The sequence below is a fragment of the Dendrosporobacter quercicolus genome (assembly GCF_900104455.1).
Lineage (GTDB): Bacteria > Bacillota > Negativicutes > DSM-1736 > Dendrosporobacteraceae > Dendrosporobacter > Dendrosporobacter quercicolus.
In genome coordinates this window covers 113,955-140,401 of record NZ_FNHB01000007.1, presented here as the reverse complement: position 1 = coordinate 140,401, position 26,447 = coordinate 113,955, and the positions used below count along the sequence as shown (strand labels likewise).

Annotated in this window: 25 protein-coding genes; 5 read left to right on the top strand and 20 right to left on the bottom strand. The window is 44.0% G+C overall.

Translation table 11 applies throughout. The annotated features are described in order from the left end of the window. Positions 1–2: 2 nt before the first annotated feature. From BLR06_RS13685 to BLR06_RS13665, 5 genes are all read right to left on the bottom strand, one after another. Positions 3–464 (bottom strand): NADH-quinone oxidoreductase subunit C, encoded by a 462-nt coding sequence (locus BLR06_RS13685; RefSeq protein ID WP_092074150.1) that lies wholly within the window; start codon positions 462–464, stop codon positions 3–5. After that, positions 461–976, bottom strand: coding sequence for an NADH-quinone oxidoreductase subunit B (locus tag BLR06_RS13680; protein WP_092074149.1), 516 nt, complete (start codon positions 974–976; stop codon positions 461–463). The genes BLR06_RS13685 and BLR06_RS13680 overlap by 4 nt, the downstream gene beginning before the upstream one ends. Beyond that, on the bottom strand, positions 967–1,323 hold the full coding sequence (locus tag BLR06_RS13675; protein ID WP_092074148.1) for an NADH-quinone oxidoreductase subunit A: 357 nt from the start codon (positions 1,321–1,323) through the stop codon (positions 967–969). Before BLR06_RS13675 ends, BLR06_RS13680 begins: the two co-directional genes overlap by 10 nt. A gap of 350 nt (positions 1,324–1,673) precedes the next feature. Continuing rightward, positions 1,674–3,332 carry a ribonuclease J gene (locus BLR06_RS13670; protein ID WP_092074147.1) on the bottom strand — a complete coding sequence of 553 codons (1,659 nt, stop codon included), beginning with the start codon at positions 3,330–3,332 and terminating at the stop codon, positions 1,674–1,676. Between the two features lie 257 nt (positions 3,333–3,589). Beyond that, complete coding sequence (locus BLR06_RS13665) at positions 3,590–5,035, bottom strand: glycosyl hydrolase family 18 protein (RefSeq protein WP_173812703.1); 1,446 nt, start codon at positions 5,033–5,035, stop codon at positions 3,590–3,592. Positions 5,036–5,316: 281 nt separating this feature from the next. Here BLR06_RS13665 and BLR06_RS13660 point away from each other — a divergent pair, with 281 nt between their 5' ends. After that, a complete protein-coding gene (locus tag BLR06_RS13660; protein WP_092074145.1) occupies positions 5,317–5,655 on the top strand; it encodes a hypothetical protein in 339 nt (112 codons plus the stop codon). 93 nt (positions 5,656–5,748) lie between these two features. Here BLR06_RS13660 and BLR06_RS13655 read toward each other — a convergent pair whose 3' ends face one another. Further along, positions 5,749–6,639, bottom strand: coding sequence for a LysR family transcriptional regulator (locus BLR06_RS13655; RefSeq protein WP_092074144.1), 891 nt, complete (start codon positions 6,637–6,639; stop codon positions 5,749–5,751). Between the two features lie 484 nt (positions 6,640–7,123). On the opposite strand from BLR06_RS13655, the gene BLR06_RS13650 reads away from it, so the two are divergent. The 4 genes from BLR06_RS13650 (at position 7,124) to BLR06_RS13635 (ending at position 11,051) form a co-directional block, all read left to right on the top strand. Further along, positions 7,124–8,488: a citrate:proton symporter gene (locus BLR06_RS13650; RefSeq protein ID WP_217636908.1), complete on the top strand. Its 1,365-nt coding sequence runs from the start codon at positions 7,124–7,126 to the stop codon at positions 8,486–8,488. Positions 8,489–8,547: 59 nt separating this feature from the next. After that, entirely contained in the window at positions 8,548–9,447 is a 900-nt protein-coding gene (gene ttdA / locus BLR06_RS13645; RefSeq protein ID WP_092074142.1) for a L(+)-tartrate dehydratase subunit alpha, read from the top strand. Next, the gene (gene ttdB / locus BLR06_RS13640; protein WP_092074141.1) at positions 9,444–10,052 is read left to right on the top strand and encodes a L(+)-tartrate dehydratase subunit beta; all 609 of its coding nucleotides are present in this window, start codon (positions 9,444–9,446) and stop codon (positions 10,050–10,052) included. Before ttdA ends, ttdB begins: the two co-directional genes overlap by 4 nt. A 288-nt stretch (positions 10,053–10,340) precedes the next feature. Continuing rightward, a complete protein-coding gene (locus BLR06_RS13635) occupies positions 10,341–11,051 on the top strand; it encodes a GntR family transcriptional regulator (RefSeq protein ID WP_092074140.1) in 711 nt (236 codons plus the stop codon). 105 nt (positions 11,052–11,156) lie between these two features. Here the strand turns inward: BLR06_RS13635 and BLR06_RS13630 are convergent, their stop codons facing one another. The 14 genes from BLR06_RS13630 to BLR06_RS13565 all read right to left on the bottom strand — a co-directional run bounded on the left by BLR06_RS13630 (position 11,157) and on the right by BLR06_RS13565 (position 25,661). Then, on the bottom strand, positions 11,157–12,911 hold the full coding sequence (locus tag BLR06_RS13630; protein WP_092074139.1) for a cobalamin-dependent protein: 1,755 nt from the start codon (positions 12,909–12,911) through the stop codon (positions 11,157–11,159). A 32-nt stretch (positions 12,912–12,943) separates the two neighbouring features. Continuing rightward, positions 12,944–14,353 (bottom strand): glutamate mutase L, encoded by a 1,410-nt coding sequence (locus BLR06_RS13625; protein WP_092074138.1) that lies wholly within the window; start codon positions 14,351–14,353, stop codon positions 12,944–12,946. A gap of 36 nt (positions 14,354–14,389) precedes the next feature. Continuing rightward, positions 14,390–15,514 carry a YkvI family membrane protein gene (locus BLR06_RS13620; protein ID WP_092074137.1) on the bottom strand — a complete coding sequence of 375 codons (1,125 nt, stop codon included), beginning with the start codon at positions 15,512–15,514 and terminating at the stop codon, positions 14,390–14,392. A gap of 134 nt (positions 15,515–15,648) precedes the next feature. After that, positions 15,649–16,557 carry an NAD(P)-dependent oxidoreductase gene (locus tag BLR06_RS13615; RefSeq protein ID WP_217636907.1) on the bottom strand — a complete coding sequence of 303 codons (909 nt, stop codon included), beginning with the start codon at positions 16,555–16,557 and terminating at the stop codon, positions 15,649–15,651. A gap of 136 nt (positions 16,558–16,693) precedes the next feature. Next, complete coding sequence (locus tag BLR06_RS13610) at positions 16,694–18,040, bottom strand: pyridoxal phosphate-dependent aminotransferase (protein ID WP_173812705.1); 1,347 nt, start codon at positions 18,038–18,040, stop codon at positions 16,694–16,696. A gap of 56 nt (positions 18,041–18,096) precedes the next feature. After that, entirely contained in the window at positions 18,097–18,357 is a 261-nt protein-coding gene (locus tag BLR06_RS19265) for a hypothetical protein (protein WP_139164497.1), read from the bottom strand. Positions 18,358–19,263: 906 nt separating this feature from the next. Then, positions 19,264–19,788, bottom strand: a complete 525-nt coding sequence (locus BLR06_RS13600; protein WP_139164496.1) for a WapI family immunity protein — start codon at positions 19,786–19,788, stop codon at positions 19,264–19,266. Then, positions 19,760–21,088, bottom strand: a complete 1,329-nt coding sequence (locus BLR06_RS13595; RefSeq protein WP_092074130.1) for a DUF637 domain-containing protein — start codon at positions 21,086–21,088, stop codon at positions 19,760–19,762. The genes BLR06_RS13600 and BLR06_RS13595 overlap by 29 nt, the downstream gene beginning before the upstream one ends. 102 nt (positions 21,089–21,190) lie before the next feature. Continuing rightward, positions 21,191–22,411: an IS110 family RNA-guided transposase gene (locus BLR06_RS13590; RefSeq protein WP_092074128.1), complete on the bottom strand. Its 1,221-nt coding sequence runs from the start codon at positions 22,409–22,411 to the stop codon at positions 21,191–21,193. Between the two features lie 187 nt (positions 22,412–22,598). Then, on the bottom strand, positions 22,599–22,904 hold the full coding sequence (locus BLR06_RS13585; protein ID WP_092074126.1) for a hypothetical protein: 306 nt from the start codon (positions 22,902–22,904) through the stop codon (positions 22,599–22,601). A 114-nt stretch (positions 22,905–23,018) separates the two neighbouring features. Further along, entirely contained in the window at positions 23,019–23,255 is a 237-nt protein-coding gene (locus BLR06_RS13580; RefSeq protein ID WP_173812707.1) for a helix-turn-helix domain-containing protein, read from the bottom strand. A gap of 173 nt (positions 23,256–23,428) precedes the next feature. Continuing rightward, on the bottom strand, positions 23,429–23,758 hold the full coding sequence (locus BLR06_RS13575) for a hypothetical protein (RefSeq protein ID WP_092074122.1): 330 nt from the start codon (positions 23,756–23,758) through the stop codon (positions 23,429–23,431). A 206-nt stretch (positions 23,759–23,964) separates the two neighbouring features. Then, positions 23,965–24,513 carry a site-specific integrase gene (locus tag BLR06_RS13570; protein ID WP_245698154.1) on the bottom strand — a complete coding sequence of 183 codons (549 nt, stop codon included), beginning with the start codon at positions 24,511–24,513 and terminating at the stop codon, positions 23,965–23,967. Positions 24,514–24,782: 269 nt separating this feature from the next. After that, entirely contained in the window at positions 24,783–25,661 is an 879-nt protein-coding gene (locus BLR06_RS13565; protein WP_092074118.1) for a helix-turn-helix domain-containing protein, read from the bottom strand. Positions 25,662–26,447 lie beyond the last annotated feature (786 nt).

Below are 26,447 nucleotides of genomic sequence, written 5' to 3'. Positions count from 1 at the left end.
GATTACCTCTTCCCCCCGGTAGTAAACGACTTTCGCAAAGGATGTCCGGTGAACTCTTCCGGCATCAGAATACGACGCAAATCCGGATGTCCGCTAAACGCTACGCCCAGTAAATCATAGATCTCCCGTTCCTGAAAATTGGCTGACGGCCAAAGTGACGTCACCGAAGGCACTTGCGAAGTTTCGGCATTGCAGCGGGTTTTCACCGTAACGGCGTGGCGAAGCGGCAGGGAATATAAGTGATAGATAATTTCCAGGTATTCCCCATAGTCCACGGCGGTCAAATTCCGCAGCATATTAAACTGGTAAGCGGTGTCGTTTTTGAGCTGCTGCATCATATCCAGCAGGCGGTGTCGTTCCACCAGCAAAGCCGGCCGCTGCTGCTCACCGATGATTTCCGCATCCTGGGAATAAGCCGCCTGAATCCGCTCCAGCAGCGGATTGCTTTGCAATTGATCACTCATGATTTTTCCCTCGCAACCTCAGGATGGTTAATCTTGCGTTTCAGCTCCAGCATTCCGTGAATCAGCGCCTCCGGCCGCGGCGGACACCCCGGAATATATACATCCACCGGCAGGATATGATCAACGCCGGGAACAACCGAATAAGATTCGGCAAAAGGTCCGCCCGAATTGGCGCAGCTGCCCATCGCGATCACATACTTAGGCTCAGGCATCTGCTCGTACAAACGTTTCAGCGGACCGGCCATCGCCCAGGTAAGGGTACCGGCGACAATCAGCAAATCGGCCTGCCGCGGCGAAGCGCGGAAAACCTCATAGCCAAACCGGGACAAATCGAAGCGGGCGGCCGCGGCCGACATCATTTCGATCGCACAACAAGCCAGCCCGGAGGATAGGGGCCACAAAGAATTGCTTCTGGCCCATTTTAAGACAGCATCAAAACTGGTTAAAATAATATTTTTTTGCAGCAAATCATTATCGTGTTCAGCCTGTGTCTGCAATGTAGTTACTTCCATTCCAAGGCTCCTTTCTTCCAGGCATAGCCCAGCCCCACCACTAAAATACTCAGAAAAATAAACATTTCAATAAAAGCAAAGGTCCCTAACTGCTGAAACTTAATGGCCCACAGATAGAGAAATACAGTCTCAATATCAAAAGCGACAAATACCAGTGCATACATAAAATAACTGGCCCTGAACTGCACCCAGGTTTCCCCGACCGGATCGACGCCGCACTCATAAGGCAGACACTTCTCCGGATTGGGCCTGCGGGGCCGGATCACATAGGCCGTCCCTAACGCCAATACGGGAAACACAACGGCAACAGCCAGCAATAAGCCAACACTTCCAAACTCTTGCAACATGCTATTTCCTCCTCTTTTGGTAAATAAAAACCAGATTGCCGGACAATCAGCCACGACGCCTGACCTGACAATGTATTTTGTATGCAGTTATTATGAAATTCTATTATGTAAATTATTTGACCCACGCTGATCGGTTGGCATAAAAAAATACCAACGCAGGCTAATTTTACATAAGCCTGACATATGGCGCGCTGGGGGTGTATATGGCGATACTAAATCCGAATATCTTGTCCGTTCATAGTAAAATTTTATCAGATAAAAACATAATATGTCGAATTTGCAAATAAAAAAAGCAGTCAGCTTAGTTTTTTTCGGAACCAAGCTGACTGCCTGCTTTTTTTACTTAAAAATCACACTTCCATAATGATCGGAATGATCATTGGCCGGCGGCGGGTCTTCTCATAAATGAATTTACCCAGGGCATCGCGAACGCCGGATTTAATCACCGACCATTCCATCACCTTGCCCGGCTCATAGCGGTCCATCACCAGCTGAACCTTGTCTTTCAACTCGTCCATCAGGCGTTCCGAATCCCGCACATACACAAAACCGCGCGATACAATATCCGGACCTGCCAACACACAGCCGCGTTCTTTGTCCAGTGTCATCACCACAATGATAATCCCGTCCTGGGACAACTGCCGCCGGTCGCGCAATACAATATTGCCGACATCGCCGACGCCCAGACCGTCAACCAGTACCTTGCCGGACGTCACCTTGCCGGCAATCAGCGCTTTTTCTTCAGAGAATTCAAAGACATTGCCAATATTGCCGATAAAGATGTTTTCCTTGGGGATGCCCAGATCCTGGGCCAGCTTGCTGTGCTGAACCAGCATCCGGTATTCACCGTGAACGGGTACAAAATATTTGGGCCGAACAAGGTTCAGCATTAATTTCAATTCTTCCTGGCTGGCGTGACCGGATACATGAACGCCGGAAGTCCGTTCATATACCACGTAAGCGCCCAGCTTCAACAGGCTGTTGATCGTCCGGCCTACCAGCTTCTCGTTGCCGGGAATGGGCGTGGCCGATACAATGACCGTATCCTCAGGGGCAATGTAAACCTGCCGGTGGGTGCTGGAAGCCATCCTGGACAAGCCGGACAACGGCTCACCCTGACTGCCGGTGGTCAATATCAGTATTTGATTGGCCGGATAACGGTCAATCTCTTCAATGTCGATCAACACCCCTTCCGGAACGGTCAGATAACCCAGCCGCTGCGAAATTTCCACAACATTTTTCATGCTGCGGCCATTGACGGCCACTTTACGTTTGAACTGGCAGGCAGTTTGAATCGCCTGATGCAAACGCAGCACATTGGACGCAAAGGTTGCCAGAATAATCCGGCCCTTGGCGTGAGCAAACTCCTCTTTCAGCGTCTCACCGACCGTCTTTTCCGACATGGTATAGCCAGGCCGTTCGGCATTGGTACTGTCTGACATTAATACCAGTACGCCCTGATCCCCGAGTTCGGCAAATTTATGGATGTCGATTAATTTGCCGTCAACCGGCGTCTGGTCAATTTTAAAATCACCGGTATGAACAATCGTCCCCACAGGAGTCTTAAAATATAAGCCAACCGAATCGGGGATGGAATGGCTGACCCGGATAAAGCCGACCTGAAACGCGCCAATGGTAACAGCGTCGCCGGCCTGGACCGGAATCAGCTGATAATTGGCCACATTGTGCTCCTTGAGTTTGCCTTCAGCAAGACCCAGGGTCAGATTGGTCCCATATACCGGCACATTAAGCTGTTTCAATAAATAGGCCAGTGATCCAATGTGATCCTCATGCCCATGGGTCAGCACTACGGCCCGGACGTGATCCCTGTTTTCCACCAGATAGCTCATATCGGGGATAACCAGATCTATTCCCGGCATGTCATCATCCGGGAAGGCCAGCCCTGAATCAATGACAATGATGTCATCCTCATAGCGCACCACCGTCATGTTCTTGCCGATCTCGCCCAAACCGCCGAGCGGTATAATCGATATTTTGTTGTTAGTCAATTGTTTAGTCCTCCTAGTTGTTGTTAAAATATAATTCCCTGTCGCTCATTCTTAGTAAATAAACTCACGCCGCGCAATTATATAATTTTAATTATATCCAAATCTAAGCTTATGTACAACAGTTATTTCTTCATAAAAATACTTTTAGGGGCAAAAAACGCTCAAATAAGCTTAAACTCAGTTCAATATTCTTATTGTTGCCTAAAACGGCGGTAACTTAAACTTATTTCCCACAGAAAAGTCTGTCACGTCTGATGTTACCGGTGTTTGAGGGCTGACTTTAAAATGTCCCATATTGCCGGCTGCTCAAAACCCTTGCGCCAGGACGCAGCCCCGGCCAGCTGATATTTGCCGGCGAGGTTTGCTTTCAGCGCGATTGATTTCTCATCTTCCAGCCAGATCCGGTAGGTCTTGCCTTCCTTGGTATATTCGGTATAATACTGGCCTTTATCCGCCAGCCATACCGGCTCGAGCGCATTGGCCTGTACGATCTGCTGCGCCTGCGTCATGGACAAAGTACGCGGCTTGACGGTAACTTTGCCGTTTTCGCTGGTTTCCTCCCATTCACGGGTATAAAACGGCACGCCCATCAGCAGCTTTTCGCTGGGAATGCTGCGCAAAGTCGCCACAAGCCCTTGCTCTACCCAGCCCAGTGAAGCCACCGGGCCGCTCACCGGACTGGTACGCCAATGTTCATCATACGTCATTACCATGACATAATCGACAATTTGGCCCAAAGCCGCCCGGTCATAGCACTGCGACCAGCTTGAAGCCGGCGAGGGAACGGTGATGTCAATCGAAACAATACTATTCTGCTCTTTCAGCGCTGCTGTTAATTCACGCACAAACTCGGTCAGCCTGTCACGGTCTTCATCATAAATGTTCTCAAAATCGATATTAATCCCATCAAGCCCATACAGGCTCGAATAAACGAGCAGCTGTTTAATCACATTGCGTCTGGCCCATTCATTATGTAAAACCGCTCTTGTCAAATCGCGGTCAAAGCTGTTGCTCACCAACGCCCAGACCTGATAGCCTTTATCATGGGCATCCTGCACATACTTAAGATCCGCTTTACTGGCGACCAGGCCGTCCGGACTGACAATAGCAAACCAGGTAGGCGATAAAACATCCAGTCCCGGCACTTTGGCGGCCAGCGCCAAATCGCGCGGTTCACCGGTAATGTGATCCCAAACCAAATTGATTTTACCGGTAAAAGCTTGCCTGCTGCGGGGCTTATTAAGTTTTAGCGGCGCAAAAAAACTATTCTGTCCAGGCCTAATCCGCACCGTCCGGCTGCTCTCCTGATAATCCACAGTAACGCCAAACAATTTGTCCAGACCGTAAAAATTAATGTACGGCTTTCCGTCGATTTTTTTTACCGGAAAGTTCAACTTAACCCCGGAATAAATCAGCTCGTCAAGTTTTTCCGTTTCCAGGCGAAACTTCGGCAAGCCAAAATTAACCACAGCCCGGTTGTTCGCGGCATCCAACTCAACAGCATTATATAAATATTCTTTAATCACTGCGACAGGAAGCATCACCCGGTATTGATCCACCAGGGCCTGTTCCGCTAAGTGCAACGGTTGTTGACCATCGTTGGTTATAATGACAATGTTGCTTTCCGCCGGATTGGCCAGCGCAATGCTTGAAATTAAGCTGCACAGCAACAACACCGCCACCATTAATAAGTTTTTTTTCATCCGTCCTGCTCCTTGCATTGAATTGCTTTAGCTGTCTGTAATTTTAAGAATTATAAAGCACTAAATTCTTGCAGTTGCAGTAAAAATCCTGTTATAGCGCCAGTATTTTTTGTAAATTTATGCAGAAAAATGTCAAAATTGTCCTTCCTGCAACAAAAACAGGCAGTTTCCAAAAAACCATATGGCTTTCGGCGACAGATCACTTTTCAAAGAAATTTCCAATATTTCGGCTTTATAATTAAACTCAAACATTATTTTCAGGTTAAAGAGAGGTGTCTTCTATGGTAAAAACAGCTCCAAGAATAATCATATACGCAATGCTGGCCCTAATGCAAATCGGGCTGTTTACACCTGCGGGTGCAGCAGCGGCTCCGGTGAATACTGCTTCAACCCGCACCATCCAATTAGATGCTCATGGACGTGACCCTGACCGGCAGCGGGAGCACGACCGGCGGAAACGCGAAGAAGAGGAGCGGCACAAAAGAGAAATGCAACGACGGCCTAATGAAGGCGAAAAGGCCTGGCGGGAACGTCAGAAGCGCGAAAAAGAACGACACAATCAAGCCTTGCGGGAAATTGCAGCTTTTTTAGTGGGCGCCGCCATTGGTTCTGCAAGGTAATAATAGTACTGCGCCAATCTTGAAACTGCAGTAAGTACTAAACATCATAAAAACTCCGGGCGAATGCAAACATTCGTCCGGAGTTTTTTTATGTTAACGGATGGTATTGGGCGGACAAATAATTTCCGTGATAAACTTAATAAACGCCTGCGCTGCTTTGGAAAGGTACCTATCTTTTTTCCAGGCCAGGCCAAATTGCAGGTGCAGGGGGTTGCTGAGATGGATGGCTGCAAAATCGCTGTTTTGCCGGGTCACCGCCCGGATGAGAAAGGATATGCCCACGCCTTTTATCACCAGTCCCTTAATGGTCTCGATCTGGTCGGAAGACAGCAATATATTCGGCGCAAATCCGTGCCGTTTACATTCTTCCAGAATAACGTGGCGGTTGTATGCGCCTTCCTTGAACAGAATAAATTGTTCATTTTGCAAGTCCTTCATATCGATGGTGGTACGGTTGGCCATAGGATGCTTCAGCGGCAGGCAGGCAACAATTTCTTCTGTGGTTATTCGTATTGTCTCAAGCAACAGGGTCGGCTGATAAAGATTGACAATACCAAGATCAAGTTCGCCTCTTTCCAGTAACTGGCGAAGCGCAAAAGAACTTTCTTCGATAATCGAAAGCTGTAATTGCGGATACAGCAGGGTGAACTGCGCCAGTATTTCGGGAAAGAGAAAGGAGCCGATCATTGGCGGCACGCCAACCTTGATTGTTCCTTTTTGCAATTGGCGGTATTTTTGAATTTCTGCAGTTGCATCCTGCAGCCTATTGAGAATATCGGCTACGCTCTGCAAGAAAACCTGCCCCTCGGTTGTCAGGGAAAACTGTTTTTGGCTGCGGTCAAAGAGCTGTATCGCTAAACTATCCTCCAATTTTTGGATAGCCAAAGTGACGGTTGACTGGGAAACATGCAGCTGCTCGGCCGCTCTCGTAATGCTGCGGAGTTTGCCAACCATTTGGAAATATTCCAGTTGCCGTAAATCCATCGTGTTACCTCCAGCTTAATTGACAGAATTGATTTAATTAATTATATCATTGTGAATATATATTTTTCTTTACGGACACTAACCAGTACACTATAACAGAGAGATGAACCACCCGGCAGCGCTCTCCAAGTCTTGCCGGCTGCGAGTACCTTTTCAGCCCTAAACCAGTGAATACTGACGGTCTATTTTCTTCCTCCGCCTTGTGTCGCGAAAAATAGCCTCGCCATTATCCTACCGTTTTAGAACTGACAAGGTTCTAGTGTCTTGACACTAGTTCTCTCTCTGTCAACAGAAGTATAGCAGGTGAGGACATACAGGGTCAAGCATCCGTTAGAAACCGAACGGCGCATGAAAGACCCCTGTTGACCGATGGTTAACCATAAGAAAGAGGTGAAAAACTAACTAAACTAAGAAACTCCTGCCGAATGCCCATTCTATGATTTGCTATCTGATTACTGAATATTTAGAAATAGCAGGGAGGCCTATGATGTTAACAATCTTAGCCTATGCAATGATTATCACTTTCCTAGTCCTTTTGACCAAAAGGAAATTAACAGTATTTTCCGCTCTTATTCTAGTACCGGCCGTTTTTGGGGTTATTTCCTGTATTATTCTGGACAAAGACCTGCTGGAACTCTTTGTCTGGATTAAAAACGGGGTTTTCTACAGTGTAAACCCGACAACCAAAGCGGTAAAAATGGGCGTTATCTCCGGAGCAAGCTTGATTCTGTTTGCCGTATTGTATTTCGGCGTTATGTTAAAAGCCGGTTTGTTTGACCCGCTTTGCATCTATTTCATCAAAAAGGCCAAGGGCGATCCGCTTAAAATTACCATGGCCACCGTCATGGTCGCCAGCATGGTTACGCTGGACGGCGATACCACAACTACGATTATTGTCTGTACGGCTGCCTTTTTAACCCTATATAAGCGCATGAATATGAAGTTATCTTACCTCGCGATACTGATAACTATGCCAATCGGCATTTTCAACCAGTTGCCCTGGGGAGGCCCTTTAGTCGCTTCCGCCATTGCCCTGAATGTGGATATGGCTCAGTTATTCAGACAAATTCTGCCGGGAATGCTGGTAGCTGAAGCCTATACGATCTTTGCCGCTTATCTCATTGGTAAAAAAGAACGGGCCAGACTGAATTATAACCCGGCTCAGGCCGCAAACATCACCCCTGAGCAGATTAATGAAATGGTAGCTGCGGTAAAGGAATTTGAACCCGACTTCAAGCGTCCCCGTTTTTTTATCTTCAATTTAGTTTTAACAGTCATCGTGTTAGGAATGCTGATTGCTGATCTGGCGCATGGCGGCATGCTCTTTATGGTCGGCTCCGCGCTTGCCCTTGCTGTCAACTATGGCGTTGACGAGCAAATGGAATTGCTGAGGAATTGTGCGTCAGATGTATTAATTCCGGCCTTGGCCACCTTTGCGGCCGGAGCGTTTACCGGTATTTTAGGCAACAGCGGCATGTCCAACGCAATTGCCAATAGTATCATCAGTATCATCCCGGAATCATTAGGGGTGCATATGGCCCCGATCTATGCGATCATTGCGGCGCCGGCCATCTGTTTTCTGCCCCAGGATGCCTTTTACTACGGCATTGCGGCAGTGATTGCCCCGGTGGCGGCGCAGTTTGGCATTACAAACGAGCAAACCGCTGTCGCATCAATGGTCGGGCAGGCTTTCCGCCTGGCAAGTCCGGTCATTCCGGCGCTATATATTTTAACCGAACGCACCAACATGAACTTTGTTGAATACCAGAAGTTGTTTTTTACCTGGACCTGGCCGGTATTGCTGATCTATCTGTTCATGCATTCGGTTACAGGCGCAATGCCGTTTTAATCCTACTGTCAGCCTCGTCACGCACTGCATGACGGGATATATTATAAGGAGGTTATGATATGAATAAGGAACAAATGATTCAGTCGATGACAGCTACGATGACCAAATTTACCGGTTATATGGGCAAGCGGCTGCCGGACGATGTAACGGCCAAGCTGCGTGAACTCAGAGAACAGGAAGACACCTATCTGGCAAAGGTAGTCTATGATTCCATGTTTGAAAACCAGGCCTTAGCGGATCAATTAGATCGCCCCTGTTGTCAGGATACCGGCGTTATTCAGTATTTTGTCAAAGCCGGCGCCGAATTTCCGCTGCTGTCCGAAGTTCAGGGCATTTTGCGCACTGCTGTGCTGGAGGCCACCAAAATTGCGCCTTTGCGCCATAACGCAGTCGAGATTTTTAAAGAAAAAAATACCGGTACCAATACCGGTGAGCGTGTTCCGATTATCAACTGGGAAATTGTTCCCAATTCCAAATCGATTGAAATTGAAGTTTATATGGCCGGCGGCGGCTGCAGCCTGCCCGGTCAGGGCAAAACACTGATGCCGGGCGAGGGCTACGAAGGGGTTGTCAAATACGTCTTTGATGTAATGACCTCTTACGGCGTAAATGCCTGCCCGCCCATTCTGGTGGGTATCGGCATCGCCGGTTCAATCGAAGTGGCTGCTATTCTTTCTAAAAAAGCCTTGTTCCGCCCGATCGGCTCCCGCCATCATGATCCGCAAGGAGCGCAAATGGAGCTGCTGCTGGAAAAAGGTCTAAATGATATAGGTCTTGGCCCACAAGGCTTGTCAGGTAAAAACTCCGTGACAGGCGTGCATATTGAATCTGCGGCCAGGCATCCGTCTACGATTAGTGTGGCCATATCCACAGGCTGCTGGGCCCATCGAAGAGGCACGATCCGGATTGATGAAGACATGTCCTATGAAATTCTCTCTCACAAGGGGGTATCACTGTGAAAAAGGTTTTAACAACTCCAATTAAAAATGAAGATATTGAAAATATTAACGTTGGCGACGTTGTTTATCTTGACGGCTACCTGATCACCTGCCGCGATGTTGCCCACCGCCGCTTGATTGAGCTGGGCCGGGAGCTGCCGGTTGACCTGAACGGACTGGCCATTTTTCATGCCGGGCCGATTGTCGCGAAGGACGATAACGGCAAATGGAAAATGGTTTCGATCGGACCTACGACCAGCATGCGCATGGAAAAGTTCGAAAAGGAATTTATTAAGCAGACCGGCGTTAAGCTAATCATCGGCAAAGGCGGCATGGGGCCGGAAACCGTGGAAGGCTGTAAAAACGATAAGGCTCTCCATGCCGTATTCCCCGGCGGCTGCGCCGTATTGGCGGCAACCGAAGTAGAGGAAATCGAACGGGTCGAATGGCAGGATTTAGGCATGCCTGAATCGCTGTGGGTTTCACGGGTAAAGAACTTTGGTCCGCTGATTATTTCGATCGATACCAAAGGCAACAACCTGTTTGAAAAGAATAAAGCCATCTTTAATGAGAAAAAGGTTGCGATTGTGGAAGATATTTGCAAGCAGGTTAAGTTTATTAAATAAAACTGGGCTGGCGCCGGATGCAACGGCGCCAGTTTTTTAGCGAATAGCCGAATAGCGGATGAAAATCTCTTCATTTCTTACCATAACCGGCAAGGTTGCCGAGTGCAGCCTTGCCGGTTCTTTTTCTTTTGTTCATAGTGACATTATCACAAGTTAAACACATTGGGCTTGCACAGTAAAAATATACCTGATATAATATTGCCGTTAATAATTAATATAATAATCCAAAGTTAGTATTGAAAATAGAATCTAATTGGGGATTTAGCATTCAATCATGAGGAGTAATCTATGAGCAAGCAAAAAAAAACTGATAAAGCGGTAAAAGAAACATCTACATTGGCTGTCAAGCGTGCCTGCGACCATATCAGGGATATGTCCATTGATTTCGCCATACGTCCGGGAGAGCAGATCAACGAAGTTGATGTCGCCAATACTCTGAAAATCAGCCGGGTGCCTGTACGGGAAGCACTTAACCGCTTAGCGGAGGGACGTTTTGTTTATTTTGACCCCGGCAAGGGTTTTTTTTGCCGCAAATTTAGCGAAACAGAAATGAGAGAACTGTACAGTGTACGGTTTGATCTGGAACTGGGGGCTGTACGGCAGGCTTGTCAAGAGGGAAGCGATGCTGCCGTCGCTTCCCTCTTGTCTGACTGGGAAAAAATTATGAACACTTATACAAGCGTTTCTCAAGAAGAATTAATTCGGCTTGATGAACTATTCCATATGCGGATTGTCACTTTAAGCGGCAATTCCGAACGAGTCGTTTTTTTACAGAATATCTACGAAAGAATCCGGTTTGTCCGTAAAATAAATGTGGAGGCGAATTCGGTACGCGAGGGAATGGTACGCGCCCATCTTAATCTTGCCCAAGCCATTTTAAAGCATGACGCGGATCTGGCGACCAAGTTGCTGGAAGATCACCTAGGGATCAACTCGCAGGAACTTAGAGAAAACATCCGCACCGGAATGCTGCGCATTTATGCCGATGATATGAGCTAGCCACACTTCAACGTATTCCAAAACATTTAAATACTCCCCGCCTTTTACACGACCAATGTGCAAAAAGCGGAGAGTATTTTTTAAAGCATTACACAATTCTTAACGCTAATTCAGAAATGTCTTCACTGCTTCCACAATATCTTTCGCACTGTTATCAGCGTTTATCCCCAGGCTTCTGAGTTCGCCTGAAACATCCTCAGCCAGTTCGTCGCCATCCAGGTCTTCATTAAGAAGTCCGCCCATAATTACGCCGATATTTTTCAAGTTACGCTTCTGCATCCCTTCCAGCAGCTCTTTGCCGTAGCTATACGCGATTCCATTATATGTGCTGATCAGAACTACTTTACATTCTGTCTCTATGATGGCATCCAATACCTCCGCGGTCGAAACCGTCGAGCCAAGGTCAAAAACCGTGGCACCTGCTTCCAGCAGGATTTCTTTAACCATTTGCTTGGCAAATTCATGTACATCTGTCGTGCCAACGATAACCTTGGTACCGGTTAAAGAATCCTTGAGGCCACGGATCTGCACCTTAATGGAGTTTGTCTTAGTCGCCAAATCTTTGAAAGCATCCGTTGATTTGACAGGAATTCTGCCCCGCAAAGCCGCTTTGTCCGCTTTTCCGACGCCGAAATATTCTTCAAGCTGAACCGGTCCGATCGCCTTGATTGCGCCCATAATTTCCCCCGGATGTTCCAGATCAATGCCCAGTCCGTCCAGTCCATTCATGACTCTTTCAAAGAACAGGTTCCCACAGGCCACCAACAAATTCTTTTCCGCTATAATCTTATCCCAGTTAAGAAATTCCGAAAAACATGGCGCTGATTTGACCATAAGCTTATCAACATGGAGATGTGCAGCCACCATCTCTTCTGCTGTAGGAATCCTGACTGCCTCGCTTACCGGAATAGGAACAATGGCATGTCCTGTTGGGATATTTTTTTGGGTGATAATATCGCCGACGATGTAATTTCCCAAAGCTCCGGCATTCACTTCAAAGTCATAACCAAATTCCGTTGTATTCCCATATACCATTGAGCCGGGTATGTGGTTCGGATTCATTTCCCAGATGGCCATATTGAAAATAATTCTATTGATCGGGTTACTAAAAAGATTTCCATAACAATGACCAAGTCCCCCGTTTAACAGCTCTTCACAATAGTATCTTTCAATTTTGGCCCATCCCACCAGGTTCGCCAAATCGTTTAACTGCCCGCCATACCCATCGTCCAAATTGGAATGGATAATGACACCAAATTCTTTAAAATTGCCCATGATTGCGATTGCTTTTATCGTATCTATCGTACGAAGCTCTTCCTTGTCAACTCCCGGCCATTCGTAAGTATAATAATGAGATGCGTTTCCAATTGTCGTCACGCCGGCTCTCAATGCACTGAGAGTGTTTTTCACTCCATTTAAAGTACCGATCATATTGTCGCCGCAATGTGGCTGAACCGGCACAATGCGACCGATTTCTTTCCATTCGTCGGCATTTTTCATCATCAGTCCGGTTCCAATCAACTGCCCGGCCCTCATATCCTCAGGAAGACCCATGAGTGTATCCAGACAAAAGCCAAATCGATCAATATAGCTGCCTCTCTTATGAAGCTCCGAGTACACTTTCTCCGCGCATTCCTTTGTGGTATCCCACGTGTTGTAACCAATATGAGAATGCTTCATAATATGACCGCTTTGCATGCATTTCTTTTTGTATTCACCCTCGGTTCGGCAACCATGCTCCTTTAAAAATAAAGTCTGTCCGATTTCAAGATCAGCAACAAGTTTCTCTACCTCGTTCCTTATGGTATTCATATCAGGCAGATTTTTAATCTCAAACCTTTTATTCATCTTGATATCCATTCTGTATCCTCCTTACAGTGCACCCTCAGGCATTATACTTCTCTTAAGCTGTTCTTCATAATTCTAATTGCTGCCAGGGGATTGATTTTCTTCAGCATGCCAGCTGCATAAAATACATAATCCTGATCAATCATCAGCCGCGCCGATTCCGGTAATAAAATTTTCAATTTGTCGTCCTTACTTGTTTTAAGCGCCTCTTCCAATATCCCGCGTGAACTCCCGCTGTTTATGACCGGGCCGCCGGTGCCGATGATCGTTTTAACAGGCCTTAAATTCTTGCCCCGCTGAATCTGCGAACATATTTTAGAATGAACATCTTCCACTTTTCCCGCATGCCGCCGCACCGCGAACCGGCACGCATATCGGGCGATTTGCTGATCAAATAACAATTCGGCCTTACAATCTGGTGAGTCATTCTTAGGCAAAAACTCAATATTTTTTAATCTCCTGTCAATAGAACATTGAATTTCCTCTTCGGTAATATTGAAATCTGCTGCAGCATTCGCTACACCCGCTTCACCGATGGTCAAGCCGCAGGATTCCCTCAGGCCGAGATCGCCTTCCACCGTTCGTTTTAAATAAGGCTCCTCAGCCCCTATCATTTTCGCGCCATCTGCTGCAGTTGAAATACAGTAGGAATGAATATCTGTTGTCGCGCCGCCGATGTCCACGATCATAAGCGGTCCCAGTCCGTCTTCCTCTTCGCAGCCTAAAGATAACAGTTCGCCTGCTTGCAACACTGACGCAGGAGTAGGCATCACGATAGCATCAAGCGCTTTCTTAACCTCTCCAAGTCCTTTCATATTGGTGATTCTCTCAAGGAAAATATTTCTGATCAGAGTCTCCGTCGGCAGCGAATTCAACACACCTACAGTTGGAATGATATTGCTCACTACAAAAAGTTCTCTATGCTTCAGGTACAACAATATTTTCAATTCACGTATGAAATTACTGTTCCCGGCATAGATAATCGGAACACTTGTATTGGCGCTCATACAACTCAGCATGTGCGCATTATGACGGATTATTGCGATATTGCCGCCTTCATATCCGCCGCAGAATAAGATGATTTCCACGTTCATCGCTTCTATTTCATGAATATCAGAATCCGTCAAAATTCCCGAATAAGATTTGAGAATCTTTGCCCCCGCACCAAAAGCCGCGTTTCTGCCGGCACTATTACTCAGAGTTTCGGTCAGACCTACTACAACCATTCTGAGCCCGCCTGCGGCGCTGCTTGTCGCAAGCTTTTTTGCGTGCAGGAACTGATTGGCTCCAATCTCTTTCCGGATTTTATCATAGCAGACTTCCAAACCTTCCCTTGCATTGGTATGTACAGTGGAAGGGGTTCTTGCCGTATAAATAACCTGCCCCGCTCTGATATCTGCAACAACGGCTTTTGTAAAGGTACTGCCAAAATCGATGAGTATTGCCGTTTTCATATTAGTCCTTTCAGAACTGAATTAGGCCCTAAATTTTTACTTTTTTTGCTCATTCCCGGGTTTTTCAAAAGGGAAAGCATTCTTGTTTATAAATTCTTTATAGATTATAAATGCTACCAATGCAATTCCGGAATAGCCTGAGATCGGGTATAGAATATTCACCAATTGATCAAAGGGCAAAAGCGTACCGGTGAACATGCCAACTACAGTCAGGGCTGCTGCAATCAAGTTAAATTTTTTCGTTTTATCTACAGCAAATTTTCTGGTAACAACTAAAAGAATGGAAGCCACTGAAGAGTAGATGCACACCATCAGGACCGGAGCAAAAACCATTGCTAACAGGGGAGCAACATGCTTAGCAATTGCCAAAGTAGGTACTTGCTGGCCTTTAATAACATCCAAATAAACAATCTCAGCTATAATCAGCAACACAACCGCAACAAAAATTGCACCAACCCCAAGCAGACCTGAAATCCGTGCTTCCTTTGGACTCTTGCAAGCTGACCCGCTGATTACAAAAAATGTGCTGCCAAACATAAGACCTAAAAACGCCCATAATATGGCCGACCAAAGCCAGTTGTCAGAAGCGGTTGGGAAGCCTGCTGTTTGGATAAGCGCACTATTCACTGCCAGCAAATCCGGCTGTTGTACAAGGACTGTTAAAGCGGCAATACATATCGCCAGCACAAATACTATCTTAACCGGTCCAATAACACCAATGATATCGATAAGCTTTTCGACCCCTAACAACGCTGTCCCTAATGCGAGTATAGCGACACAATACGTGCCTGTGCTAACGGAAATCCCATAATACTGTTGAATTATGGCACCGGCGCCTGCAAGCATTACGACATAGATGCCATACATCAATACAACACTGAACCAGGTATAAGCCTGCCCTATATGTTTGCCACAATAATATTCAAAAAAATCGTAAGGATTACTGAATTGCATTTTCTGACCGAGGCCATATAGAGTATAAACAAAGAATCCTAATAAAAGGCTATAAATGGCCGCTCCCGTAATGCCCTTTGCCGCTCCGCTTGTCGATAAAAATTGTAAGACCTCCTGCCCGGTCGCAAACCCGGAACCAATCCAAAATGCGCAGAATGCCCCCGCAATTATGAGTACTTTTTTCATACTGACTGTTTGGTTTTCCATATTTGCAGCTCCTCTTTTTTGAAATTCACTTGCTATTTTTTGTGATGCTAAATTGATCGACTTCATCAACCCGAAAGCATTTACAGTTCAAGGCTTTACGCCTTGGACTTTTTGTTTTTTCGCCAAAAACCCGTTTATTCAATTGAGACAGATAGAAAAGCTTCGATATTTGCGATGACCTTTTGTGCCAATCGCTGTTTTGCCAGCGAAGTAAGACCTGCGGAGCGGCTTGTGCAAAAAGCGTTGGGCAGAAGAGCGATTTCTTCACCCAGACCGGCTGTGGTATCGCTGAGGACATAGTTACCGGAGGTTTTCAGCCAATCCCGCAAGGCAGGTATTTCATGGGAAGGGCTGATCGATGTGTTCATCAAGATTTTTCCAGAACCAAACAGGCCAAATTCCCGCGCCCCTAGCAAAACTACATTTTTATTGAGGCAGGTAATCAGAATCTCGCTTTGGGCGAGCAGTTCATCCAAGGGGAGGTAGGTGCAGTCATTGGCCTCTTCAAACTCTGGCTTTCGGGTACGGCTGAAGTAGTAGATATTTGCTCCAAAGAACCGGAAGGTACGTGCGAGGATACTTCCAACGGCGCCTAATCCCACGATACCGATATTAAGATCAGTCAATTCCGCAGGCTCATCCTTCCACATAACGCCGCCGTTCCCATGAAGCAGCCGTACCAATTCACTGATTGCATATTCCTTAACTCCTTCATCTCCATAATCCCGGACGCCGGTGACAACGACCCCTTTATCGGTTGCGCTGCGGATATCGACATTGGCACTTTCCGGGCCGTAGAGACTGCAGCACATGCCAATGTACCGGATTCGGGGGCAGGCATTAAGCACCTCCCGGTCAATGCTGCTTGTATAGCTGAGGATAACACAGTCAGCGTTGCCGATCCGCTGAATAATTTCACTGTTACATTCGGGAATACTCCGATAAAAATCAGCAGATCGCGCATAACCGGCCAGCCGTTGATCCCATTCCGGAGGAAGTTTAGTTGGCTCGAAGGCTACCATTTTCTTAAACTTATTTATCATTATATTCCCCATTATATTCATAATATTAATTATCATAATAAACGAAAATTTTACCGCCTATTATACCCGTCCACCTAAAAAAAAAGCTGCCACAAAAAGTTTTTTCAAAACTTTTGCGGCAGCTCTGCCAAAATAGTTATTCTTTTATACGCTCAATAATTCGTTTGCCGCGCTCGGAGCCTATTTTTTCAAAAAATTTGATTACATCCTGCTTGTAAATTCCTTTTTTCGCATCAGCAATTGCTTTGGGAAGTGCTTCACGGAACAATTCAAAGCACTTGATATCAGGATGTGAATAGTTAAGACGGATATACTCAATATCGCCTACATCGCCAAGACCGTCACCGGTAATTACACCGATTTTGTACTTTAAGAGGGCGGTGGCAATTTCTTGCGCGGACACACCTGTAGCAGATATGTCAATGATCATGCAAAAACCATACTGTGGTTTTACCGGAATGGAAACGCCCTCTGTCATGTCAACCGTTTCTTCGATATGTTTGTAATTGCGCCGGAGAATTTCCGTGCTCTTCTTTAAATAATTATAGTCTTGCATGGCTGCAAGGGAGGCATACTGACCAGGATAGTTAATATGAATTTTTGTTGTCTCCATCTTGAGCAGGAATGCTCCGCGGAGCAATGCCGGATGTCCGCCCATGAAACCAACGCGAATAGCCGGCATACCATACCCCTTCGATACACCGCTGACGGAAATAACGTGATCCATCGGGGTTTCCGGGGAATGCAGGGATGCCATCGGATAATGCTGCGCCGAAGCATCGGTTTGATGAGTGTTATGGGTAATATTATTGAAAATGATGATGTTGTTCTTACGGGCAATTGCCGCAATTTCCAGCAGTTCTTCCTTGGTTGCAACAACACCGAACGGGTTGATCGGATCGCAAACAACAATCATCTTGGTCTTAGGCGTAATGGCGGCTTCCACTTCCTTGGGATTTAGCTTGTATCCGTTATGCTTGCCAAGCTTGATCGGTTTCACAATTGCGCCGTTGAGTTCTGCGCCTGGCACGAAGTGAAAGTAGGCCGGATCTGTTGTAATGACCTCATCACCAGGATTCAGGAAAGTCGCATATGTATAGCCGATACCGCCTTGCGCACCTTCAACACCCATCACTGTAAAATTATCACCAAGCTCTCGGCCAAATTTCTTCTTTGCCGCGAGTACTTTCAGTTCGTTTATTAGGTCCGGCGGGTATATCCGGAGTTTTTCCCAGCTTGAATGCTCCTTCATTGCAGCAACAGCCGACTCAGGAGGCCCGATCAGGTTAGCCATGTAGCCCATGTCATAATAACCTTCACCGGTAATGTTATATACGCCGTTGGGAAGAAGTTCATCCCAGTCAAGCCCTAGAATATCTACTGCGCTTTTGAAAGTGAAATAATTGCCCATACCCTGAGGGTGGTGAAGAAGTATTTTGGCCCTGTCTGCTAAAAACGTTTGTTGCAATTGTTTGGAATCCATTGCCATTCTCCCTTCAATATTCATCATTTTTGCATTTAATAATAATTTAAATTATTTCATTCATAATTACAGTTATTATTATTAATTGCATTTATAATATCATGATGGATTCCCGCTGTCAACTGAAAAAAGGACGTGTCGCAAAACGTTTTAAAAAAAACGCAAAGCGACACGTCCACTCTGGGGTAAAGCAGAAAAAAATTCATGGCAAAATCGGGGACGCCGGTGAATCCGGAGGTGTAGGCGATTGAGCCGGCGGCCAGGCGTTTGGCCCACAGCTTGGCATATAGCCCGTCTTGCCCGATCAACTTCGTCATGGACGCCTTTTTGCACCAGCCTGCCGTTGTCGATGACTAAAATCTGATCAGCGTTCCGGATGGTGGACAGGCGATGACGACCAGCGTCTTATTCCATGAGTGTCAAGGGGACGGGGTTGTTGTCACAAATATGTATTACTGTCTTATAGCCTGAAGTACATATATTTACTTCTTTTTCTTACGTTCGTTTTCACAATTGTTCTTGTCTTTCACCCAGCGAAATAGGCTTGGCATAAAAAACCCTGCAAGCGCTCGTCGGTGACCTACTATCACATTAAACCCTTTACTGACAAGCCTCTTCCTAGGTTATGCTCAGGACGCTTTGTTTGACTTCGTATTTTCTAGTGCTGTCATAAGTGCCGAGAGTGTTGTCGATGGTAACGGTTTTAGCCAGAATTTGTTTTTTTACAGTGTTTTTCCGCTTTTACATTCTACTTCTCTTTTTTCACTATCTTTCGCGGCATTAAATTGTAAGTCTTATTGTAAATTGTTTTGTGTCAATAACCCCGTCCCCTGACACAATGCTCAGGACGCTTTGTTTGACTTCGTATTTTCTAGTGCTGTCTTAGTGCCGAGAGTGTTGTCGATAGTAACGGTTTTAGCCAGAATTTGTTTTTTTACAGTGTTTTTCCGCTTTACATTCTACTTCTCTTTTTTCACTATCTTTCGCGGCATTAAATTATAAGTCTTACTGTAAATTGTTTTTGTGTCAATAACCCCGTCCCCTTGACACACATTTTCCCGCTATGATGCGGTTAAGGCCAAAGTCGATTTCCGGCTTTGCTCCCACACAATACTTTGCCCTGTTACACAGTTTCCGGGATACACCCCCTGAGATGAAAAGAGAGGTCAGCGGATTTTTACGTCCACTGACCTTTGTGCTTTTTTGAGAAGTTATCTATTTACTCACTCAAAAGCCATTAATTCGAAAAGTTCTTGATTTAATTCATTGGCAAATTTATCTAAAGAAATTAACGATACTCCAAAACTATATCCTTTATCAAAACCTCTTATCTGTCCTTTTGAATATGAACCCATTTTAATCCATACCTCAACACCTAATTCATTTTCTTCGAAAGGATCAAAAATGATTATGCCAAAATTAGCTTCAAGATTAAAAAACTCCAATTTCTCAAACTCTTGGTTATTCTTTTTGAGATGGATTATATTCTGTACTTCAGAAATGAGTCTTTTAATCTCAAACAAAGTAAAGGTAGTTCTTGCCTCCTCATCGTAAATATATTTTTCGTTTGGGACTTCTAAGAGAAAGGTGAATGGAATCCAGTTTTCAAAATCGCTACGCGAACTATCTACATCTAATAGCGAATTTCTTACGAGACAAATTTCTAGCAAAACATTATTTTCTAAACCATTAATTTGAGGCATTAGCTCACTCCTATTCTTACCACGGTAAAGAACTATATCCACCATTATTGTTTAACATCCTTGTAACGTCTGACCATGTTCGCAAGGAACCAGTGTTTCCACCAACAACAGTAACCACTTCCTTTGCACTATTCACAATAACAACATCATAAAAATTACCGATTTTTTTTGCATAGACCTCTAATCCTCCGGGTTGATATACTTTTTGCGAATAGTTACTTACAACATTGTCAAGGCGTGCTAGTGTAAACCCTCTTAACTCTGTTCTCTCTACAGCGTGCTGAGTTAATCTTAACCCATTTGGCGTAACATCGCCAGCTCTTGCAGCTAAAGTAGGCGCTCCCAACGTCAATGTCTTCAAATCAACATTTATTGCTACCCAAACTGCTCCAGCTAATACTAAAATACCACCAGTGTCAGTAATCTTAAATCCATCATAGTCACCAGGAGCTAGGTCAGGATTCTCTAATACTTCTTGCGCTAAAATTGATATATTTTGTAATAAATTATAGTTCTCTTGATCATTTAAGTCTGTTCCTGGAGGTATGTTCATTGTACTAATAATTTGATCTTGAGCCTTATCTACTGCAGTCCAATAAGCTATAGCCTCTTCATTACCATCAGCTTTTGCTTTCTCTAATTGTTCCTTCTGCCAGTCAGAAAGGAAATTATTCTTCGTACCACTAACTGCCGTTGAACCTCCAGTAGTAGCATCTCCACCTATTACACTAGCTGCAGCAGATCCAATTATAAAACTAGCCCATTGGTGAAGATCAGGATCATCCTTGAATTTATCAGCCAATTCTTTTTGAATTGCTTCGTTTACTCCTGCTCCAACTGCTCCTGAAAGAACGTTTCCACCGCCTAAATCAGCCATCACTGCGCCAACAAAAGCATGAAGAGCAATTTTTTGTGGACTTCCTTCTTCCCATCCATTTTCCTTACTGATCTTATGGACTAACTTAAATGCTTCTTCACCAAATATTTGAGCCAATTCCTGCTGTTCTTGAACGGTTTTCTTATCAAATATTTTTCCTAAGGTGTTAACAGCATTTTCAGTATCACGACTCAATTTACTTAGATCAGTGTTTCCGCTACGAACTTCAATCATACCGGGTGAAATAGCTGATTTAGTTGTACTGTCTGCATCACCTTTAGCTGTTACACCAATATTAGGAGTGACTCCTTGCTCGTTACGTTCTGCACTAGGATTTGTATTGACGTTTACTCCAACGCTGCTTGCGCTGTACTCTGCATGGTTTTGAATATCCGAGTACGTAAGAGAATCGGTAGAGAGTATGTTTTTATCTGGAGTCGCGTCGCTGGCGATGACCGCACCTTTCATAAGATAGAAAAAATAGCAAAATAAAAGTCTTTCACTTGTCAGAGAACAGAAATATAGCGTGACTTCTATTATTAAATTTCAACAAATTACCAAATTAATCCTTCAAAGCTTGTACGCCGTCTTGTTCTTCATCATCCCATAAATGATGTTAATCAATCGTCTTTGAATACAAATAATCGCCTGAGACTTCTTCTTGCCTTCTTTGACCTTACGCTCGAAGTATTCATGAAATGCGGGATTCCTTGCTTTTCCACCTCTGACGGATAACAGTTGTACCGCCAAAAAATATAAGGTGGAGTTTAATACGCGATTACCCTGTTTACTACGTTGTTCTTTGCCTTTACCAGCAGAGGAAAAGTGTACAGGTGCTATACCGGCAAATCTGGCCAGTTTATCGGCATTGGAAAAACGGTGAATATCGCCAATCTCAGATATGATGCGACTGGCGGTAATCAGATTAATGCCTGGCATAGTTTCTAACTGATAACCCGTGTGTGGCAAAATGTGCTGTAATTGTTGCTCTACTTCCTTGATGGCTTCACATTTATACCGGATTTCCTTCACCATGCTTTGGACAACAAAATCCCGTTCTGATTGATATGCCTTCTGTTGCTCTCCATCGGCTTCAATAAGGGATAGGATTTGTTGCGCTTTTCTGGTTGAACAGGCATTTCTGCCAATCTGACGCAGTTCTTTGCCTAATTGCTCTGGTGCTATTCCTGTTAAATGCTTTGGCGATGGATACTTCTCCCAAAAGTAAAGTGCTGTGGTACAGGTTAACAAGGTGAAGAATTGTTTGTAGCTGGGATAATGGCTGACCAATTGGACATGCAATTGGTTTTGCAGCATTTTGGCGCTGTTAGCCAGTGTGTCTCTGCGTTTAACTAATTGCCTGACGGTCCAAAATATATCTTCCTGGTTGGCATCGGGCAGTTGTTTATTCATATCGCGTAAGGTTTTGGCAATACAAAAGGCATCATAGCTGTCATCTTTATAGACTGTGGGTGCGCTGCGTCTGGCGGTACTGGTATAGGCTGGATTTACCTGTTTGACAATAAATTTATGTCCGGTGAGATAAACAGCTAAATTGCGTCCATAGCCTTTGGTGTCTTCTAAGCCAAAAATAGGAATTAATGAACCACTTATAATTTTAATCTTTTTCAGGAATGAATCAAACTTGCCCGGTCGATTTTCAAAGGTGATTTCTCCTAAGGGGTTAAGCCAACAGTCGACGACTTTGGCGGTATGCGTATGCTTGTGGGTATCAATCCCACAATACGCCTGGTGTTGGATGATTCTCACTCTCCTTTTCCTGATCATCATAAATCATACCGGCAACCTTCATAGTGGAGCGTCAGCCATTGCTGGCCCGCAAGGGTGCGGCAGCCTATCTATGTCTTTATGTGACCGACTTTCAGGACGAAAAGTCCTTAGTTCTTCCGACTAATTCATTGATTTTATTGTAATCGAAAGAAATAAACACTCTTTGGGGGCGTTAAATGATTATTATTTACTTACTGAGATGCATCTGAATGTAATTCCGTTCGTCTTTTTTAAGGTATTTAATCGACCGTTCAAAAATGTAGAAATAGGCCGATTTTAATTGTCTGAGGTCTTCCGGTAAATTATTATAAATTGCCTGTTTCATGGCGGGAATGAGTTGGGCGTTGGTTATACCAAATCTTCCCGGTTGAATGAGTTCTTGTTTTAATAATGGCTGACTGTTTACTGGTCTACAGGTTAGACATAATCCAGAACCGTTGTCATCATCTGTTTTATAGAACTTCTTGCAAATACTACAACGAGGGGTTTCCATGAATCACCGCTCCCATTTTATGTAATCTTTAGTTTTATCGTATCCAGTCGTGTGTCTTACGTAAACGGTTTTATAAAAAATAACCTGCGTCAATGTGTTGACAGAGGTTATGGTTCAAAAACAGCCTAAGAATATCAGTATGTTGATTTTCAAAGCGTCGGATATAGCAAATAACAGGTCGATTGACCAGGAGAAGTCACTGTTTACATCGTAGTTCTCAATCTGGTTGAGGTATTCTGGGCTACAGTTGATTTGTAGCGCCAGTTCTTCCTGGCTCATGCCTCTTCTTGTGCGATAAAAAATGATTCTTTCCCCAATTTCCTGATAATAGCTTTTGTATTTGTCCTTCATCCATCGCCACTCCTCATACCAAATTCCATATTTTGTTTTATTATAAATGGCTGATAAGATTTCGGACATCAAAACAATCCCGGTTGTTTATAGGATTATCTTTTAGTCATTTCAGGGTCACTTCTGACACCGTTTTTATTCTGGTTTATATAAATTACCTATCTTATGAAATTTTACGACAGACGCCCCCAGTCTCTAACGATTGACCAAGGAGATTTGGTTGTATCCCAAGTTACAATATCCTCAGGTTTAAATTCTTCGTCCAATAGTTCGATTTGAATGATTTGTTCCGGGTTCAGGCTGACAATATGCGGTTTGGGTTGACTGTCGAAGTCCCAGACATGATATTTATAAAACGGTATCTTGGCTCTGCGACTGGGTGCCATATCCAGTGGCGCACATTTTCGTTCCTGTTGCTGTAACTCTTTGGTTATATAGGTTAATTGGATAATTTTTTTCCGATGTATTGCGTCTGCGAAGCTAAATAATAATTTTTTATCCATTGGGAACACCCCCCGTGTCATTGCTCTCATGTAAATTAATACATTGGATTCATCCTTTAATTACATGGGTTCATGCTATCAAGAAGTGTTAAACAGCTATTTTAAAAGAAATTTTGACACCTGTTACACCTATTTTGCCAGTTTTGTTGTTATGGCATCGCCAGTATATAAAAAATAGACACGGTAGAATAAATTCTTCTCGCGTCTTAGAGGTTGAGACTGATATATACGTTATCCAGTTCTTCTTTGGTGATGCCGATATAGGATAAGGTCACGTTGGGTGCCGAGTGGTTGAGTAGTTTTTGAATCCTGGTTACATCGGTTCCGTTGATATAGGCATGGTAGCCAAAGGTTTTTCTCAATGTATGAGTGCCGATGGGTTCTGTGATTCCGATTGTTTTGGCTGCTTCACTCAGTATTCGATATGCCTGTACTCGGGTGATGGGTTGATTTCCTTTACGGCTGGTGAATAAATAACCAGCAGTTAATTGGGTAATCTTTAAATATTCATTGATTGCCTTTTTGCAGGTGTCCGATAAGGGAAAGTCTTTCATCTTGCCGGTTTTTTGTTCTCTGATGCTGATACGGTTTTGATTTTGTACATCTTCCACCGTTAATTTGAGTAAGTCGGATATTCTAAGGCCAGAGTTGATACCAAGGACGAATAATAGATAATCTCTGATATTCTGGCCTCGTAAATAGTTTTTTAAGGCAGTGATTTGTTTTTTACTCTTAATGGGTTCCACCAGTTCCATGTTTACCATCTCCAGATTATTGTATTATGTTATATAATAATTATATATTGTAATACATTCAGCGTAAACGGATTCTAGCTGTTTTGGCGGTTATGTTATACGAAGGTAACTGCTGTTTATCTTCGTGAACTTTTCCCCAAAGTAACACAAGATAAGTGTGATACTTGCAGGTGCCACAAAAAATGTTCCGTGATTTATGGGACATCCTTTGTGGCGTCAGATGTTAAGGTGATTTTTTTCTGGAATTGATGAAAACTGTAAAATGGTTATTATTTAGCTGCCTGGTTGGTTCCGGTATCGTACTCTAACCATAGTGCTTTAATTTCTTCGATTTTACGGTACACCGTCATGCGACTGGTTTTCATGTATTTGGCGATTTCGGTTATGGGGAGTCGTTCGGTGACGAGTAACCCTAATAACATGCTTTGTTCTTTGGTGAGTCTGGTTTTGATAAAGGCTTCAACGTACTTGTCCATCAGGATGATATCTAAATTGGTACGATGTTCAAAATGCTCTTTTAAGGTTGGTTCTGCCTGTAGTAACATGGTTAATTCCTCCTCATTATTGAAGTCGAGTTGCTTGATGGATAGATTTTGATACATGTTATGGTTATAGCGGTTATTGATATTGCCGGTGAAATTGCGTACTGCCTGTTTATAATAGGCCGCGAAGTCTAATGTATTTCTGTCTTGCGCGTTGGGTGTCCATTTGTGGATGGCTTCCATAAGTACTGGATAAAGGACGTCTTGTAAATGATAGTATTGATGGTCGACTAAAAATATTTTTTTGGCGGTAACGGTGAGTCCGCGAATGACATATTTATTGAGATAACTCTGCGTTAAGTCTTTGAGGTATCTATCCCACGCCTGATTAAAACAGGTTTCGTCATTGGTTTGTTTGTACTGGATGAGTAAGGTATTGAGGGTCGCAAAGTCTAATTGTTGCCAACTGTTTACATTATCCCATTGCTCCCGCCAGCGCTCATGCTCTTCTTCCCGTTCTTGGCGTTCGCGTTTTTCCTGTTCATATTCTTCCGGGGTGACGATTTTACCGGAGATGTTGGATAGGATGAGGCTACACATATATGCCCAGTTGTCGTCAAGTTCTTTTTGTTGTTCAGGTGTCAGGGGTTTTGTTTTAAATTTCATGGTGTCATCCTCCGTTTGCGTTATTTTTTATGATTTTTGGGGTGAGGTGAAAAATTATCATTATTACACTCAAACAGGAGGATTTTATTAACAAAATATTGGGGTGGTGGGGTAAAAAAATAAAGCCGAGTGGTGACTCGACTTATTTTACGCTGTCGCGTAGTGCTCCGCTTTGCTTCGCACTGTCATATATTCTTTTAGTTATATGTTTTTGCTGTTTCTGTATCTATAAATAATTGTTTTTCCTTTTTTATATTTAATATATAAATATTACAAAATCTGGGATGTGTAACATAAAAAGCGCACTTTTTTTGTAGTGGCTTATGTTGACGCTTGATAATAAAATTAACTTAACTTTATGAAATATTGCTCTGGTTACATTGGAGTGCGTAAATAATTATTATTTTAGAGTTATATTGTGTTTTGTAGGATTGCTTTAATAATGTAAATGCGGTTGGTATTGTTAAAAAGTTTTATATATTGGCGGCTGGTGTGTATCTAAAAATATATGTTTTTCCTTTTTTTATATTTAATATATAAATATTACAAAACTGGGAAAGTGTAACATCATTTTCGGTACATTTTAAAAAATATTTTATCCTTGACCTGTGACAGAGATTTGTCAGTAGCTATCACTGATTGAACCAGATTTATTCCGGGGCACCTGTTAATGGTATCTATTTTAACAGTTAATTAAAAATCATCAGGAATAACTGTGGTGACCCTGATGCTAGACTGATATATAAATGATTATTATTTAGTTGCTCTGATTCAATGAAACGTTAA